This window comes from Tessaracoccus sp. MC1865, assembly GCF_017815535.1.
Lineage (GTDB): Bacteria > Actinomycetota > Actinomycetes > Propionibacteriales > Propionibacteriaceae > Arachnia.
Map to the genome: position 1 here is coordinate 1,762,747 of NZ_CP072596.1, position 16,279 is coordinate 1,779,025.

Consider the following 16,279-nt stretch of genomic DNA (forward strand, 5'->3'; position numbering starts at 1 on the left):
ACAGACTTCTCCATCACCGGGTGGACGATGCGGCATTCCGGCACGAACGGCTACGTCTCGTCCTGGGGACCCATGCTCTCCGGCGTGACTCCGGTGGCCGCCCCCTAGTCCCGATCGCCCCTACGGGCCGGTCGGGCGATGTTTTCCCTGGCGATCCGACCGAGAGACACCCCCATGGACAACACCCGACGCTTCTTCCCCCGTTACGGCTCCTTCACCGAGGCGCTGCGCATCGGCGCGGTCCTCCGCAGGGAGACCGTCGGCGGCATCCTGCTCGTTGCGGGCGCCGCCCTTGCCATCATCTGGGCCAACTCGCCCGCCGCGGAGTACTACTTCGCGCTGCGTGACTTGGAGATCGGCTACGAACCCTGGCACCTGCGCCTCAGCATCGGCGCGTGGGCCGCCGACGGGCTGCTGGCCATCTTCTTCTTCCTGGTAGGGCTCGAGTTGAAACGCGAGTTCGTGGCCGGCGACCTGCGCAGCGTCCGTACGGCCATGGTGCCGATCGCGGCGGCTGCCGGTGGCGTGGTTGTGCCGGCACTCATCTACGCGGCGATCGTGCGTCCTTATCCGGGGCTCCACCTCGGTTGGGCCATCCCCACGGCAACGGACATCGCGTTCGCTGTGGCGGTGCTGGCGATCATCGGATCGCACCTGCCCTCTGCCCTGCGCATCTTCCTCCTGACGCTCGCTGTGGTCGACGACCTCCTGGCCATCAGCATCATCGCGATCTTCTACACCGACAGCGTCCACTTCGTGCCGCTGCTGCTCGCGCTGCTCGCCATCGCCGTCTACGGGTTGGTCGCGCAGCGCTACCGGGGGTTCTTCGGGCTGCGACCAGCCGCTGCATGGTTCGTCCTGCTGCCCATCGGAGCCGTCGCCTGGGCGCTGATGCATGCCTCGGGCATCCACGCGACCATCGCGGGCGTACTGCTCGGCTTCACCACCCCGGTGCTGCACCGCAGCAGCGCGCCCCCCGAGGTGCAGTCGCGCGCCGGCTTGGCCGAGGAGTTCGAACACCGCTTCCGCCCCCTGTCCGCAGGCTTCGCGGTGCCCGTGTTCGCGTTCTTCTCGGCAGGGGTGGCGCTCGGCGGCTGGGACGGCGTCAGGGAGGCCGCCATGCACCCGCTGACGCTCGGTGTCGCGGCCGCCCTGGTGCTGGGCAAGCCCATCGGCATCGTGACGACGACCTGGCTCATCACGCGGGCCACGCGGACCAGCCTGGACCCGGCGCTCCGATGGACCGACCTGACCGGGGTGGGGTTGCTGGCCGGCATCGGTTTCACCGTGTCCCTGTTGGTCGCGGAGCTGAGTTTCGAGGCGGGCACCGTCGAACATGACACCGCCAAGGTGGCCATCCTCGGCGCCTCCGTCATCGCCGCGATTCTGGCCTCTATCCTTCTCAGCGTGCGCAACGGCCGGTACAAGAGGATCCAGGCCCGCGACCAGAGGGACGCGGACCGCGACGGCGTGCCCGACGTCTACCAAACGGGACCTGAAGACATCACCTGATGGCGCGGAGATTCCCAGGCCGGGCCGCCCTCGCCGCCGCCATCGCGGGGGTGGCGGGCGTCGCCACCGGAGCAGGCTTCGAGCCGCTCGGGTGGTGGCCGCTGTCCATCCTGGGAGTGTTCGTGCTCGGTGTCACGGTGCGTCGGGCCCGCACCTTCCCGCAGGCCATCGTGGTGGGGTCCGCCTTCGGGCTCGGCCTCGCCGGGCCGACCCTCTCCTGGATGTCTGTCATCAGCGATGCGGCCGCCATCGGGCTGGTCCTCCTCATGACCTCCTGGTACAGCGTCCTCGGCGCCCTGCTCCACGTCGCCCACCGCACCCGGTGGTGGCCGCTGCTCGCCTCCGGGGCATGGCTCGCCGTCGAGTACGGTGCAGCGCATTTCCCGTTCGGCGGCTTCGGCTGGCTGCGACTGGGTTACGCGATGATCGACTCACCACTGGCGGATCTGCTCCCCGTCGTCGGCGTCGCGGGAACGAGCCTCGCTGCCGCGCTGCTCGCCAACCTCGTCGCCTGGCTTGTGGTCGGACGATCCTGGCGTCGCCTCATCCCCGTCGTGGTGGGAGCCGCGCTGATCACCACCGCGGCGGCCCTCGGCGGCGCGGTGCCCCCGGCCCCGGTCGATCGCATGGCCGAGGTCGGTTGGGTGCAGGGCGGCGCCCCTGGCGGCGGGGTGTACGGGCTGGGTCCGCTGCGGAGCACCACCAGCAACCATGTCGAGGCCACAGCCGACCTCGCCGCCGAGATCGCGGCCGGCAGCGAGAACCGGCCGGATTTCATCGTGTGGCCCGAGAACTCCACAGACCTCGATCCGGGCACCGACCCCGAGACCGGGAAGCTGGTCGAGACGGCGCTCGCCACCGTCGGGACGCCCATCCTCGTGGGCGCGATCCTCGATGGGCCGGGCCCTGATCAGCGGCGCACCGCGAGCCTCTGGACGACCCCCGACGGGGAGGTCGGCCCCATCTACGTCAAGCGGTCCATCGTCCCGTTCGGTGAATGGATCCCCTTCCGCGACGTGCTCCTCCCCCTCATCCCCGACCTCCGCTATGTGGGTAGACAGTCCGTGGCGGGGGCGGAACCAGGGTTGCTGGACGTCCGCCTCGCGGACGGCACGCCGGTGTCCGTGGGGGTGCTCGTGTGCTACGACGTCGCGTTCGACGACGTGGCCCACGACCTTGCCGGGGCAGATCTCCTCGTGGTTCAGAGCAGCAACGCCATGTACCAGGGCACGGCCCAGATCGAGCAGCAGTTCGCGATCACGCGGGCCCGGGCTGCTGAGTTGAGGCGCGAAGTGCTGGTGGTCACCACCAGTGGCGTCTCAGGGGTGATAGACCCCTACGGCCGGGCCACATCACGGGAGACCGGCCCGGGCGCCGCCTACGGGGTGGAGAGCCTCCCCGTGCGCAGGGGGACCACCCCGGCCTCGTGGCTGGCCGGTCCGCTCGACCTCGCGGTGACCTCATTGGCCGTCCTGTGGCTGCTCGGGGTGGCCATCGCGCCGAGGAGCAGGGCGTGGAGGAAGGTGTCCCCCGCCAGTTCCGGGTGATAGGTCGCGCCGATGATGGTGCCTTGACGCACCGCGACCGGCTCGCCGTCCCTGGCGGCGACCACCTCCACGTCGGGCCCGGTCTCCTCGATGCGCGGCGCGCGGATGAACACCCCGCGCGCCGTGGCACCGCCCCGGAGATCCAGGTCAGCCACGCCTGAGGCAATTTGGGCACCGTAGCCGTTGCGGCGGACCGTCACGTCCAGGCCACCCACCGTCGGCAACCCTGCCAGGGCTTCGGGATCTGCCACCCGGTCCGCCAGGAGGATCAGCCCGGCGCACGTTCCGAGGACGGGCAGGCCTTCGTCGACGCGTCGCCTGATGGCGCTGAACAGCCCTGAGGGGCGGGCCAGCCGCGCCATGGCTGTCGACTCTCCCCCGGGCAGGACCAGCGCCCCGACGGTGTCCAGATCCGACGGCGTGCGCACGCGCACGGCGGAGGCCCCGAGCCGTTCGATCAGCTCGACGTGCTCCCGCACTGCGCCCTGAAAGGCGACGACGCCGACGATCACCAGCCGCGCTCCGCGAGGCGGTGCGGCGCGGCGAGGTCGGAGACGTTGATGCCGACCATGGCCTCACCCAGCCCCCGGGAGGCTTCCGCGATGGCCGCGGGATCGTCGAAGTTCGCCGTGGCGGCGACGATGGCCTGGGCCCGCTTCTCCGGGTTGCCGGACTTGAAGATGCCGGAGCCGACGAACACGCCGTCGGCGCCCAGCTGCATCATCATGGCGGCGTCCGCCGGAGTGGCCACGCCACCGGCGACGAACAGCACGACGGGCAGCTGGCCGGCGCGCCCGACGCTTCGGACCAGCTCGAACGGTGCGGCCAGTTCCTTGGCGGCGACGAACAGCTCGTCCTCGGACTTGGCACCGAGCTCCCGGATCTGGCCCTTGATGGTGCGCAGGTGCTTCATGGCCTCCGAGACGTCGCCGGTGCCGGCCTCGCCCTTGCTACGGATCATCGAGGCGCCCTCGGTGATCCGACGCAGCGCCTCCCCCAGGTTGGTGGCGCCGCAGACGAACGGCACGGCGAAGCGCGACTTGTCGATGTGGTGCACGTAGTCGGCCGGCGAGAGCACCTCTGACTCGTCGATGTAGTCGACGCCGAGACTCTGCAGCACCTGGGCCTCCACGAAGTGTCCGATGCGGGCCTTGGCCATCACGGGGATGGACACGGCGTCGATGATGGCGGAGATCAGGTCCGGGTCGCTCATGCGGGCCACGCCGCCCTGCGCGCGGATGTCGGCGGGTACGCGCTCCAGCGCCATGACGGCAACTGCGCCGGCGTCTTCGGCGATGCGGGCCTGCTCCGGGGTGACGACATCCATGATGACGCCGCCCTTCAGCATTTCGGCGAGGCCCGTGTTGACGACGGCGCGGTCTTCGGTGGTGAGGTTTCCAGTCATGGAGGCAATCGTCGCGCTCCGGAGCTGGACCAGTCCAGATCCAGTTCTCACCAGTTGGAGTGGGCCAGTTGTAGGGCGGACGCGGTCAACGAAGTACATTGGAGCCCGCGCTGGACTTGAGGAGGTGGCATGGCCAACCCGTATGGACGTCGTGGCCTTCCTCCCGAAGAGGCGGTCCCCGCACCACAACAGCAACCGTCGCCGCCCCCACGGCCGTCCCCCAGGCCGGGCAGCCCCCGCCGCGGGATCGCGCCCCCGGATGACGGCCACGACGGCGACACGCGACGGGCGTGGTTCACCGTCGCCGTCCTCCCGCTGGTGATCGCCGCGGTCGTCGGCGTGTTGTGGCTCGTCTTCGGCGAGCGTGGCGACGGCGGCACCACCGCTGTGCCCGCCCCGGTCACGCAGAACTCCGAGCAGCGCACACCCAGCGCCACGCAGTCCGAGGAACCTTCGGTGGCGCCGAACGAAGCACCGCAGACGCCCGCTGAGGGCGATCCCAGCCCCACACCGGCCGCTGCCACTACCACCGTCGCCCCCACGCCTGCGGAGAGCCCGCAGCTCCCCACGGGACCGGAGGAGGAGCCCAGCCCGGTATCGTCGACCCCAGGGGGCGTCCGGCTCGAACTCAACGGCACCGTCCTCGACATGCCCCCCGGTTGGCAGCTCTACGCGGACGAAGTGGTGCAGGACGAGCGGCGGCTCGTCCGCATCCGTGAACTGGCCACCGACGTGCGGATCCAGGCGGTCAGCCTCACCAATGTCACGGGAGCGCTTGACGAGGCCTGTCTGGAACTCGTCAGCGACCACCGCCAGCTGTTCACCGGCGTCGCCGAGGGCCTACCGGTCACCGTCCCCCTGACCGGCGAGGGCCAGGGCGTCTCCTGCAACTTCACCGGCACCCGCGCCAGCGACGAGGTGCCGAACCGGGTGGAGTTCACCATGCTGCAGCTCGACGGCACCACGCTCGTGTTCCGCGACACCATCCCCACCACCGTCCCGGAGGAGTCCCCCGCGCTCGCCCAGCTGGTCACCATGGAGTGTGCGGCCGCTGAGAGCTTCGGGATCTCGGTGAATCAGTGCGCGCTCACTCCTGGCCAGGCCGACGGCTGAGTTGGTCGAAGACCGGCCGCAACGCCATCCACCACTGCTCCCGCGGGCGCTGGGCGTCCCAGTCCATCCCGTCCGTCACGGTGCGCAGCGGTGCCAACAGCCCCGGGGCCGAGCTCGACGCAGCGACATAATTCGCCTGGCCGGCCCTGAGTTGCTCGTCGACGTTGGACACCGCGGTATCGGCCAGCCGCGTGGCGTTGATCCTGTCGAAGGGCGTCGGGCTACCGCCCTGCTGCACGTGCCCGATGACCGCCTGCCGCACGGAATAAAGCCCCTTGCCCTCGGCCTCGAAGAGCCGAGCCACGACATCTGAGGTGTAGTGCTCGCTGGTTTCCTCGCCCATCACGGCGAGGTAGAACGAGCGTCCGGACTCGAACGCGTCGACGAGGGCCTCCACGTCGGTGGCCAACTGCTCCAACGTCAGGCCCGTTTCGGGCAGGTATGCCTTCTCAGCGCCCCCGGCGATGCCGCCCACGAGGGGCAGGAAGCCGCAACCCCGGCCCATCGTCTCGACGACGAACGCGCGCTTGCTGGCAGAGGCCGACATGCGCACCATGTCGATGGAGTCGACCACGGTGTTGAGCGCGGTATCGGCGCCCACCGCCATGGGCCAGGAGGGCAGGTTGTTGTCGATGCTGGCCGGCAACAGCGCAATCGGGATGTTGAACGCCGGATAGCGCTTGCGTTCGCGTTCCATCATGTCGACGGTGGCGTAGGCGTGGAAACCGCCCATGACCAGCAGGGCGTCGACGCGGAACTCCTCCAGGGAACGGGCCATGGCGTACAGGTCCGTCTCGGTGGGCACGTAGCGGCGCGTTCCGAAGGCCGCGCCCCCCGTGTTGGCCATCCCCTCCACGTCGTGCCAGTAGACCTCGTGCAGGTCTCCGGACACCAAGCCGGGGACGCCGCCTTGGACGGCGAGCATGTGGTAGCCACGGTCCAGCCCGGAGCGCACCGCCACCCTCGCCAACTGGTTCATGCCTGGCGCGAGCGCGCCGGCGTGCATGATGGCGATGCGCTTGGCGTCGGGCGCCATCTCGACGGTGGGCCGGGCCTCTGTCAGCACCCGGTAGATCTCGATCATCGTGGTGAACCCGACGCCGCGGGAACGTACCGCTGCGTCGTACTCCCCGGCCTCGATGAACTCCCCGATCCGGTGGGTGTCTTCCACCGCCTTGAGCAGCGGTACGGCGATCACCTTGTCACGGTGCACACCCACGAGCACCGGCTCGGTGTCCTCGTCGGCCTGCAGTACCTGGCGGACCGCCTCGACGCCGCACGCGGTGGCCATCCAGCGGTCATATGCGGACGGCGTGCCGCCGCGCTGGACGTGGCCCAGGATGGTGATCCGGGCCTCCTCGCCGGTGCGCTCGCGCAGTACCTGCTGGACGCGTTCCGCGGTGATCCGTACACCGTCGCGGTCTGCGGCGCCCTCTGCGACGACGATGATCGAGTCGCGCCGGCCGGCTTCGCGGCCCCGGGCGAGCACCTCCGTCATCCGGTCCTCCCACCCGGCACGCGGCGGGGATTCGGGGAGGAACGTGTAATCGGCGCCGCCCGCGATGGCGGTCATGAGCGCCAGATAGCCGCAGTGCCTGCCCATCACCTCCACGACGAAGGTGCGACGGTGGGACTCAGCGGTGGAGCTGATGGCGTCGATCGCCTCGGTGATGCGGTGCATCGCCGAGTCCGTGCCGATCGTCATGTCGGTGCCCACCATGTCGTTGTCGATCGAGCCGACGAGACCGGCGATCCGCAACCGTGGGTGGGACATCGCCTGTTCGGCGCTGATGCGCCCGGCGGCCCGCAACTCCTCGACGTATTCGGGCCAGGCCAGGCACAGCGCCCGGCTGCCGGTCAGCGACCCGTCGCCGCCGATGACGATGAGCCTGTCGATGCCGCGCCCGATCAGGTTCTCGACGGCCTTCAACTGGCCCTCGCGGGTCTTGAACTCCATCGAGCGGGCGGTGCCGATGACGGTGCCGCCCTTCGGGAGGATGCCGGAGACGTCGCTCCAACCCATCTGGGTGATGTGAGCGCCACCTGCGATGGCGCCCTGCCAGCCCTCCTTGATGGCGAAAACTTCAGCGTCTTCGTGGATGCCCGCCCGCACAATGGCGCGGACTGCTGCATTCATTCCCTGCGCATCGCCGCCAGATGTCATGACGCCGATGCGGGCCGTCATCGACGTCCGCCCTTGGGGCGCACGACCTTGGTGGCCTGCCAATCAGAGGCGACGTTCGCCGTACGGGTGAGGGAGAGCCCGGCGATGGTGACTCCTTCGGCCACGGAGGCCGCGTCGATGAAGCCGGAGCGTCCGACCTTGGGGGTGAGCAACCAGATGTAGCCCTCGTCGCCGAGGTCCGTCATGGCGTCGACGAGGCCGTCAGCCACGTCTCCGTCCTCGTCCCGCCACCACAGAATGGCGACGTCCACTGCCTCCAAGGGGTCTTCGACCATCTCCGCATCAATGCTGTCCATGATGTCGTCACGCAGGTCGGCGTCGACGTCCTCGTCCCAGCCGAGTTCCTGAACGACCATCCCGGGTTCGAGCCCGAGTAGGTCTGCTCCAGCCATCCCTTCGTGCGTGGGGTCCTTGTCTTGTGCGATATCCACGCCCCAAGCCTGCCAGATGCGGCGCGGGATTTCACTCGGGGCTCAGTTGCGATGCAAAGGCGGGACCGGTCTCATCGACCGGCCCCGCCTGTTCCGCGGTTGTTCAGGCAGTCTCAGGCGTCGCCACCAGCGTTGCCGGAGGTGCCCGCGGTGACGTCGTTCAGGCGGTACTTGGCGTACGCCTCGCTCGCCCACTCCTGCGGGATGTCACCCTGGTGGGCGAGTTGCTGCAGGACGGCCACAGCGACAGACGGACCGTCGATGTGGAAGAAACGACGGGCGGCCGCGCGCGTGTCGGAGAACCCGAACCCGTCGGCGCCCAGCGTGGTGTAGCTGCCCGGTACCCACTGGCGGATCTGGTCCGGCACGGCGCGCATGTAGTCGCTGACCGCCACGACAGGGCCGGGGCGGCCCTCGAGTTTCTGCTCGACCCAGATCTTCTCGTGCTCGGCGAACGGCTCCGTGAACTTCTTCGCCTCCAACTCGAGGCCCTCGCGACGCAGCTCACCCCAGGACGTGACCGACCAGACGTCGGCGACGATCCCGTAGTCCTTCTTGAGCAGTTCCTGGGCCTCGAGGGCCCACGGCACGCCCACGCCCGAGGCGAGGATCTGAGCGCGACGTGCGTCTTCGCCCACGCCGTCGAAGTCGCCGGGCTTGAGGAGGTACATACCGCGGAGGATGCCCTCCACCTCGACGCCCTCAGGCTCGGCGGGCTGCACGAGGGGCTCGTTGTACACCGTGAGGTAGTACATGACGTCTTCCGGCTGCTCGCCGTACATGCGACGCAGGCCGTCCTTGACGATGTGGGCGATCTCGTAGCCGTAGGCCGGGTCGTAGCTGACCACCGAGGTGTTGGTGGAGGCGAGGACCGGGGAGTGACCGTCCATGTGCTGGGTGCCCTCGCCGGTCAGCGTGGTGCGCCCTGCGGTGGCGCCGATCATGAAGCCGCGCGCCAGCTGGTCAGCGGCTGCCCAGATGGCGTCGCCGGTGCGCTGGAAGCCGAACATCGAGTAGAAGACGTAGATCGGGACCATGGGCTCGCCGTGGGTCGAGTAGGACGACCCTGCGGCGGTGAACGCGGCGACCGAGCCGGCCTCGTTGATGCCCGTGTGCAGGATCTGGCCGTTCTTGGCCTCGCGGTAGCTCAGGAACAGCTCGTTGTCGACCGGCGTGTAGTTCTGGCCGTGCGGGTTGTAGATCTTGATGGTCGGGAAGAACGCGTCCATGCCGAAGGTGCGCGCCTCGTCAGGGATGATCGGGACGACGCGGGGAGCGAACTCCTTGTCGCGCATGAGGTCCTTCAGCAGACGCACGAACGCCATGGTGGTGGCCACCTGCTGGTTGCCGGACCCCTTGCGGGACGATTCGTAGCTCTTCTCCGGCGGCAGCGAGATGAACTTGCGGTCGCCACGACGCTCGGGCAGGTACCCGCCCAGTTCCCGACGGCGGGCCTGGAGGTACTGGATGCGCGGGTCGTCCTGACCGGGGTGCAGGTACGGAGGACGGTACGGGTCCTCCTCGAGCTGGGCGTCGGTGATGGGGGCGTCGACGCGGTCGCGGAAGCCCTTGAGGTCGTCGAGCGCGAGCTTCTTCATCTGGTGCGTCGCGTTGCGGCCGGCGAAGTGCTTGCCGAGGAAGTAGCCCTTGATGGTGTGGGCGAGGATGACCGTCGGTGCCCCGGTGAACTCGGTGGCGGCCTTGTAGGCGGAGTACACCTTGGTGTAATCGTGGCCACCGCGCGAGAGGCGCCAGATCTCGTCGTCGCTCCAGTCCTTGACCATGGCCGCGGTGCGCGGGTCACGCTCGAAGAAGTGCTTGCGGACGTAGGCTCCGTCGTTGGCCTTGAAGGTCTGGAAGTCACCGTCGGTGGTGGCGTTCATCAGGTTGACTAGCGCACCCTCGGAGTCGTTGGCCAGCAGCGGGTCCCAGCCGCGACCCCACACGAGCTTGATGACGTTCCAGCCGGCGCCGCGGAAGAAGGCCTCGAGTTCCTGGACGATCTTGCCGTTGCCGCGCACCGGGCCGTCGAGTCGCTGCAGGTTGCAGTTGACCACGAACGTGAGGTTGTCGAGCTCCTCGTTGGCAGCGATCTGAAGGGCGCCACGCGATTCGGGCTCGTCCATCTCGCCGTCGCCGAGGAACGCCCAGACCCGCTGGTCCGAGGTGTCCTTGATGCCGCGGTTGTGCAGGTAGCGGTTGAACTGCGCCTGGTAGATGGCGTTGATGGGCCCGATGCCCATCGACACCGTCGGGAACTCCCAGAAGTCAGGCAGCTGGTGCGGGTGCGGGTAGCTGGGGAGGGCGCGCAGGTCGCCGTCGACGAAGTGGCTCTTCTCCTGGCGGAAGCCGTCGAGGTCGTCCTCGTCGAGACGGCCCTCGAGGAACGCCCGGGCGTACATGCCCGGCGATGCGTGGCCCTGGAAGAAGATCTGGTCGCCGCCGCCGGGGTGGTCCTTGCCGCGGAAGAAGTGGTTGAAGCCCACTTCGTAGAGGGTGGCGGACGAGGCGTAGGACGCGATGTGGCCGCCGACGCCCACGCCCGGGCGCTGGGCGCGGTGCACCATGATGGCGGCGTTCCAGCGGAGCAGACGACGGATGCCGCGCTCGAGCTTCTCGTCGCCGGGGAAGGCGGGCTCGCGGCTGGCGGGGATGGTGTTGACGTAATCCGTACCGGTCAACGACGGCACGCCGATGTGGCGCTCACGCGCGCGTTCCAACAATTTCAGCATCACGTAGCGGGCGCGGTTGCGGCCGCCTGCGTCGATCACACCGTCGAGGGACTCCAGCCATTCGGCGGTCTCCGCGGGGTCGATATCGGGCAGATTGGTGGGCAGCCCATTGAGAATGGGTCCGGCCTCGTTCTGACTCACGAAGTATTCCTCTCGATGTCGGCAGGTCAAGCGCCAGAGGCGCGATGGCTCCACATTACCGCGCAGCGGCGGTTGTGATATTCACCCTATCCATGGGTTGACCCTGCCGCTGCCGACCTGCGTCAACGGTGCCGGTCGGCGTGCCTCAGGAGTTCCTCCGCAGGCCAGGTGGTGATGATGCGGTCCGGGTGGATGCCGGCTTCGGTTGCCCGGCTGGCCCCCAGGGGCAGGTAGCCCAACTGGTCCGGCGCGTGCGCGTCGGTACTGATCGCGAACAGGCAGCCGATGTCGTTGGCGAGCTCCAGTAGTTCGAGCCGGGGATCGGCCCGGTCCGGCCGCGAGTTGATCTCGATGGCGACGCCGAACATTTCGCAGGCAGCGAACACCAGGTCTGCGTCGAAGCGTGACTCGCCCCGCCAGGAACCGTCGGAGCGGCGTTTCCGGCCGGTGCAGTGGCCCAGCACTGTGGTGTGCGGATTGGCGACGGCGGCGATCATGCGCCTGGTCATCGTGGCTTCGTCGTCGTCCAGCCTGGAGTGGACGGAGGCGACGACCACGTCCAGCCGGGCGAGGAGGTCCGGCCCCTGGTCCAGGGCGCCGTCAGAGAGCACGTCGACCTCGATGCCCTTGAGGATCCGGATCTCGCGCTGCTCTTGGATCTCGTCGATCTCGTCCCACTGTGCCAGCAGGCGCTCGCGGCTCAGCCCGCGGGCCACCTTGAGCCGCGGCGAATGGTCCGTGATGGCCAGATACTCATGGCCCAGGGCCTCAGCAACGGCGGTCATCTCCGCGAGGCCGGCCCCACCGTCGGACCAGGTGGTGTGGGTGTGGAGGTCGCCGCGCAGTTCCATCCCGCTCACACGCCGATGCCGAGGCCCGCGACGCTACCGAGCACGGTGACGGCCGGGGGCCGGATGCCCGCCTCCGCTGCCAACGCTGCGATGCCGGACGCGTCGCCGCGCACCACCTGCATGGTGGGCAGGCCCGCATCCGCGACCACGGCGGCGGGGGTGTCTGCGGGCAGGCCGGCCGCGATGAGGGCGGTGGTGATCTCCGGCAGGTTCTTCACGCCCATGAGGATGACGATGGTGTTGCCCGCCGTGGCGAGCTTCTCCCACGCCACGTCGTTGCGTTCGTCGTTCGGGCCGACGTGGCCCGCCACGACGGTGAAGCCGGTTGCGACGCCGCGGTGGGTCACGGGGATGCCGGCCAGTTCCGCGGCGGCGATGGACGAGGAGATGCCGGGGATGATCGAGACGGTGATACCAGCATCCTGGAGCGCCAGCCACTCCTCTCCCCCGCGGCCGAACACGAAGGAGTCGCCACCCTTGAACCGCACCACGTCGCGCCCCGCGGATGCCTGTTCGATCAGGATCTCGTTGATCCGCTCCTGCGGCGTGAACGGACCGCGCGGCACCTTCCCCACCTCGATGAGTTCGGCGCCTGCCTTGGCCTCATCGAGCAGTTGTAGCGGGACGAGGCGGTCGTAGACGATCACGTCGGCCCGCTGGAGGGCCTTCAGCCCTGCGACGGTGATCAGGTCAGGATCGCCGGGGCCACCGCCGAGCAGTGTGACGTGGCCGGTGCTCGTTTCGTTCATGGGCGCACAGCCTAGTGCGGCGACGCCTCAGGCTTTGACCTGGTCTCCCATGAAGGCGTCCACGTCGGCCTTCGTGGCCCGCAGCTTGGGGTCGTGCTTCAGGTAGTGGGCCGTCTCCCGGGCGATCAGGCCCGAGAGGACGAGCAGGCCGATCAGGTTCGGCAGCGCCATGAGGCCGTTCATGATGTCGGAGAACGACCAGACGATGCCCAGCGGGACGGTGGCGCCGATGTAGACCACGACGGTGAACGCGATGCGGTAGACGATCGTCATCCTCGCCCCGAAGAGGCGCTCGACGCAGCGGTCGCCGTAGTAGGACCAGCCGATGATGGTGGAGAACGCGAACAGGATCACGCCGATGGCCACGACGTAGCCGCCCCACTGGCCGGGAAGCCCGTGGCTGAAGGCCATGGAGGTGAGGACGGCGGGGCTCGCGTCGGCGTCCCACACACCGGTGGTGACCAGGACCAGGCCGGTGCAGGACACGACGATGAGCGTGTCGATGAAGGTCTGCGTCATCGAGACGAGGCCCTGGCGCACCGGGTGCGTGGTCTTGGCCGCGGCCGCGGCGATGGCCGCCGATCCCATGCCGGACTCATTGGAGAAGATGCCGCGGGCCACACCCATCTGGACCGCCAGCATCAGCGAGCCGAACGTTCCACCGGCGATGCCGCTGCCGGTGAACGCCTGCCCGAAGATGAGGCCGAGCGCGGTGGGGAGCTCCGCGAAGTTCACCACCAGGATGTAGAGGGCCCCGAGCACGTAGAACACGATCATGACCGGGACCAGCGCCGCTGTGACGGTGCCGATGACACGGATGCCGCCGAGGATCACGAGCCCCACGAGGACCGCCATCACGATGGCGGAGATGGTGACGGGCACGCCGAACGCGTCGTGCAGGTTGGCGGCGACCGCGTTGCCCTGGGTCATGTTGCCGATGCCGAAGCTGGCCAGCACCGCGAAGACGGCGAAGATGATGCTGAGCGCCACACCCCAGCCACCGGGCAGCGCCTTCTTGAGGTAGTACTGCGGGCCGCCCGACGACTCGCCCTTCGCGTCCACCGTGCGGAAACGCACCGCGAGGAACGCTTCGGAGTACTTCGACGCCATCCCGACCAGGCCGGTGACCCACATCCAGAACAGGGCGCCGGGGCCGCCGATCGCGATGGCCGTGGCGACGCCCACGATGTTGCCGACGCCGACCGTGGCGGCCAGCGCCGTGGTGAGCGCCTGGTATTGCGAGATGTCGCCGTCCTCGGCGTCCTTGTCGTGCCGCTCCAGCAGTGCGAGCCGCAGGGCGGAGCCCAGCGTGCGGAACTGGATGCCGCGCAGCTTGATCGTCAGCCAGAGGCCGGTGAGCAGCAGCAACGGGATGAGGAGCCAGGGTCCCCATACGAACCCCGCGACTGCGTCCAGAATCTCCTGCAGACGATCCATTGTGGGTCCCTCCGTGTGCGTTTCACCGTTGACGGACAAAAGCTAGCAACCTGCGGGCCCGCCCGGGGGCGAATTCACCGTCGTGTCGCGCAGCGTTTCAGGCAGGCAGGCGGAGGAGGTAGGTGTCGTGCACCCACCCGTGATGCTGCTGGAGTTGGGCGCGCAGCGCCGAGATCTCGTCGATGACCTTCGCCAATGGCCCGTTGGCGAGCACTTCGTCATCCGAGCCGAGGTAGGCCCCCCAGTAGATCTCCAGGTCCGGGAACTCCGCGACGAGCCCACGACAGGCCAGCGCCGGGTCCTCGAACACCACGACGTCACCCAGGTCCGGGCGGTATTCGGCCAACAGTCGCTCACCGGTGGTGAGATGCACGGGCGCACCGTGCAGCGCCAGTTGGTGGGCCGCGGCGAGCACCTGGAGGGCGCTCACCCCCGGGATGACCTTCACCTGCAGGGACATGGAGGCGCGCAGTGCGTCGATCACGCGCAGGATCGAGTCGTACAGCGCCGGGTCCCCCCAGGCGAGGAAACCGACGACCGTGCCGTCCGGCAGGCCGCTGAGGATCTGCACGTAGGTGGCCAGCCGCGCGGCGTCGAGGTCGTCGTCGGGGTGCTGGTGGGCGGGGTCGAGCACCGTGATGATGCGGTGCGCGTGCCGCACGTGCCTGCGGATCAGTTCGCTGCGGCGCCAGACGAGATCCGAGCGGTCCTCCCGGTGATCCGCCACCACGAAGGCATCGACGCGGTTCATCGCCTCGACGGCGTCCAGCGTCAGCTGGCCGAAACCGCCGGGACCCATGCCGATGACCAATACCTCGTGACTCACGGGGACCACCCTAGCGACACCACTAGGCTGGCCGGATGGATCCCCGTCCCGGCACCGCCCCTGCGCTCATCTCGTCTGCACGTGCACGCTCAGGGTTGCTGAAACGGCTCGCCGGCGCCACGTCCGAGATGAACACGGCGACGCTGACCGCCCTGGTGGCACGCCACGAGTGGTTCGGACAGCTGGACGCGGAGTCGCGCTCCTGGATCGGTGTCCTCGCCCGCTCCGGCATCGACGGGTTCGTGACCTGGTTCTCGGGCGAACCCTTCGTGCCCGAATCCGTCTTCGACGCCGCCCCCCGCGCCATGGCCCGTCGCATCTCGCTGCAGCAGACGGTGGACCTCGTCCGCACGACGACGGAGGTGGTGGAGGAGCAGATCCAGCACCTCCTCCCCCGCGGTGACCGCCAGCCGCTCCAATTCGGCATCGTCCACTACTCGCGGGAGATCGCCTTCGCGGCCGCCGCCATCTACGCGCGCGCCGCCGAGGCCCGCGGCGCCTGGGATTCCCGCATCGAGGCCACCATCGTCGACGCCGTAGTACGGGCCGAGACCGACGAATCCGTCATGTCGCGGGCCTCGACGCTGGGCTGGGACACGGATTCGAAGGTCGCCGTCGCCATCGGTGGCGCGCCGGAGACCGACGTGCTCGAGGGCCTGCGCCGCGCCGCGGCGAAACTCTCGTTGGAAGTGCTGGCCGCGCCGCAGGGCGACCGCCTTGTGTGCATCTTCGGCGGCGACCGGGTCAGTGACCCGGTGGAGGCCTGCGAGCGGATCAGCCAGCTGGAGGAGCATTTCGCGCCGGGCCCCGTCGTCGTCGGCCCCACCGTCGAGAACCTCGCCGGTGCGCCCAAGTCTGCCCGCGCAGCAGCCTCCGGGTACCGCGCCGCCAAGGCCTGGCCGGAGGGCCCCACCACACTGCTGTCCGAGGACCTGCTCCCCGAGCGTGCGCTGGCCGGCGACGGCCACGCCCGCCGCATCCTGTCCGGCGAGATCTACCCCTCGTTGGCCGCCAGCAAGGAACTCCTCGAGACGTGCGTCGGGTTCCTCGACTGCGGCTCATCGATGGAGGCCACGGCCCGTGCGCTCTTCGTGCACCCCAACACCGTGCGGTACCGCCTCAAGCGCATCCAGGACGTGACCGGCTACAACCCGGCGGATCCGCGCGAGGCCTACGTGCTGCGGCTGGCCATCACCCTCGGCCGCCTCCACGGCTGAATCACCACCGCGCAATTCACCGCTACCGACAACGCCTCCACGAGCCACCGCGCGTGGGCGCTGACCCGATGTTGTCGGGAAGTGACAACGGCGGCAGGGGGATTTTCGTGACATTCGATCCCGCCTCCCGGAC

At 69.1% G+C, this 16,279-nt stretch carries 12 protein-coding genes and 1 pseudogene; 4 read left to right on the forward strand and 9 right to left on the reverse strand.

Annotated elements, in window-relative coordinates:
* The first annotated feature begins 174 nt into the window (after positions 1–174).
* Both nhaA and lnt read left to right on the forward strand, forming a co-directional pair.
* Positions 175–1,512, forward strand: a complete 1,338-nt coding sequence (nhaA, locus tag J7D54_RS08180; RefSeq protein WP_182763461.1) for a Na+/H+ antiporter NhaA — start codon at positions 175–177, stop codon at positions 1,510–1,512.
* On the forward strand, positions 1,512–3,059 hold the full coding sequence (lnt, locus tag J7D54_RS14270) for an apolipoprotein N-acyltransferase (RefSeq protein WP_370585841.1): 1,548 nt from the start codon (positions 1,512–1,514) through the stop codon (positions 3,057–3,059). The genes nhaA and lnt overlap by 1 nt, the downstream gene beginning before the upstream one ends.
* 17 nt (positions 3,060–3,076) lie before the next feature.
* Here the strand turns inward: lnt and pdxT are convergent.
* Positions 3,077–3,571 (reverse strand): annotated as a pseudogene (gene pdxT, locus J7D54_RS08185) (pyridoxal 5'-phosphate synthase glutaminase subunit PdxT); the annotation flags it as partial.
* The gene (gene pdxS / locus J7D54_RS08190; protein WP_182763462.1) at positions 3,568–4,464 is read right to left on the reverse strand and encodes a pyridoxal 5'-phosphate synthase lyase subunit PdxS; all 897 of its coding nucleotides are present in this window, start codon (positions 4,462–4,464) and stop codon (positions 3,568–3,570) included. The gene pdxS and the pseudogene pdxT, both read right to left, overlap by 4 nt.
* A 129-nt stretch (positions 4,465–4,593) precedes the next feature.
* Between pdxS and J7D54_RS08195 the strand changes: the two genes are divergently transcribed.
* A complete protein-coding gene (locus tag J7D54_RS08195; RefSeq protein ID WP_182763463.1) occupies positions 4,594–5,577 on the forward strand; it encodes a hypothetical protein in 984 nt (327 codons plus the stop codon).
* Here the strand turns inward: J7D54_RS08195 and J7D54_RS08200 are convergent.
* The 7 genes from J7D54_RS08200 to cobF form a co-directional block, all read right to left on the reverse strand.
* Entirely contained in the window at positions 5,552–7,762 is a 2,211-nt protein-coding gene (locus J7D54_RS08200; RefSeq protein ID WP_182763464.1) for a 6-phosphofructokinase, read from the reverse strand. The genes J7D54_RS08195 and J7D54_RS08200 overlap by 26 nt on opposite strands.
* Positions 7,759–8,154 carry a DUF3052 domain-containing protein gene (locus J7D54_RS08205; protein ID WP_182763672.1) on the reverse strand — a complete coding sequence of 132 codons (396 nt, stop codon included), beginning with the start codon at positions 8,152–8,154 and terminating at the stop codon, positions 7,759–7,761. The genes J7D54_RS08200 and J7D54_RS08205 overlap by 4 nt, the downstream gene beginning before the upstream one ends.
* A gap of 152 nt (positions 8,155–8,306) precedes the next feature.
* A complete protein-coding gene (aceE, locus tag J7D54_RS08210; RefSeq protein ID WP_182763465.1) occupies positions 8,307–11,066 on the reverse strand; it encodes a pyruvate dehydrogenase (acetyl-transferring), homodimeric type in 2,760 nt (919 codons plus the stop codon).
* 122 nt (positions 11,067–11,188) lie between these two features.
* Positions 11,189–11,917, reverse strand: coding sequence for a PHP domain-containing protein (locus J7D54_RS08215; protein ID WP_182763673.1), 729 nt, complete (start codon positions 11,915–11,917; stop codon positions 11,189–11,191).
* A gap of 5 nt (positions 11,918–11,922) precedes the next feature.
* The gene (gene cobA / locus J7D54_RS08220) at positions 11,923–12,666 is read right to left on the reverse strand and encodes a uroporphyrinogen-III C-methyltransferase (protein WP_182763466.1); all 744 of its coding nucleotides are present in this window, start codon (positions 12,664–12,666) and stop codon (positions 11,923–11,925) included.
* A gap of 27 nt (positions 12,667–12,693) precedes the next feature.
* Positions 12,694–14,103: a sodium:alanine symporter family protein gene (locus tag J7D54_RS08225; protein WP_182763467.1), complete on the reverse strand. Its 1,410-nt coding sequence runs from the start codon at positions 14,101–14,103 to the stop codon at positions 12,694–12,696.
* 97 nt (positions 14,104–14,200) lie between these two features.
* On the reverse strand, positions 14,201–14,929 hold the full coding sequence (cobF, locus tag J7D54_RS08230; protein WP_182763468.1) for a precorrin-6A synthase (deacetylating): 729 nt from the start codon (positions 14,927–14,929) through the stop codon (positions 14,201–14,203).
* Between the two features lie 128 nt (positions 14,930–15,057).
* Between cobF and J7D54_RS08235 the strand changes: the two genes are divergently transcribed.
* Positions 15,058–16,146, forward strand: a complete 1,089-nt coding sequence (locus tag J7D54_RS08235; protein WP_245244227.1) for a CdaR family transcriptional regulator — start codon at positions 15,058–15,060, stop codon at positions 16,144–16,146.
* Positions 16,147–16,279: the final 133 nt, after the last annotated feature.

What these genes read in the sequence shown, in the direction of transcription:
- nhaA (WP_182763461.1), top strand. Translation starts at nt 175, where the DNA reads ATGGACAACACCCGACGCTTCTTCCCCCGTTACGGCTCCTTCACCGAG.
- lnt (WP_370585841.1), top strand. Translation starts at nt 1,512, where the DNA reads ATGGCGCGGAGATTCCCAGGCCGGGCCGCCCTCGCCGCCGCCATCGCG.
- pdxS (WP_182763462.1), bottom strand. Translation starts at nt 4,464, where the DNA reads ATGACTGGAAACCTCACCACCGAAGACCGCGCCGTCGTCAACACGGGC.
- J7D54_RS08195 (WP_182763463.1), top strand. Translation starts at nt 4,594, where the DNA reads ATGGCCAACCCGTATGGACGTCGTGGCCTTCCTCCCGAAGAGGCGGTC.
- J7D54_RS08200 (WP_182763464.1), bottom strand. Translation starts at nt 7,762, where the DNA reads ATGACGGCCCGCATCGGCGTCATGACATCTGGCGGCGATGCGCAGGGA.
- J7D54_RS08205 (WP_182763672.1), bottom strand. Translation starts at nt 8,154, where the DNA reads ATGGCTGGAGCAGACCTACTCGGGCTCGAACCCGGGATGGTCGTTCAG.
- J7D54_RS08215 (WP_182763673.1), bottom strand. Translation starts at nt 11,917, where the DNA reads ATGGAACTGCGCGGCGACCTCCACACCCACACCACCTGGTCCGACGGT.
- cobA (WP_182763466.1), bottom strand. Translation starts at nt 12,666, where the DNA reads ATGAACGAAACGAGCACCGGCCACGTCACACTGCTCGGCGGTGGCCCC.
- J7D54_RS08225 (WP_182763467.1), bottom strand. Translation starts at nt 14,103, where the DNA reads ATGGATCGTCTGCAGGAGATTCTGGACGCAGTCGCGGGGTTCGTATGG.
- J7D54_RS08235 (WP_245244227.1), top strand. Translation starts at nt 15,058, where the DNA reads ATGAACACGGCGACGCTGACCGCCCTGGTGGCACGCCACGAGTGGTTC.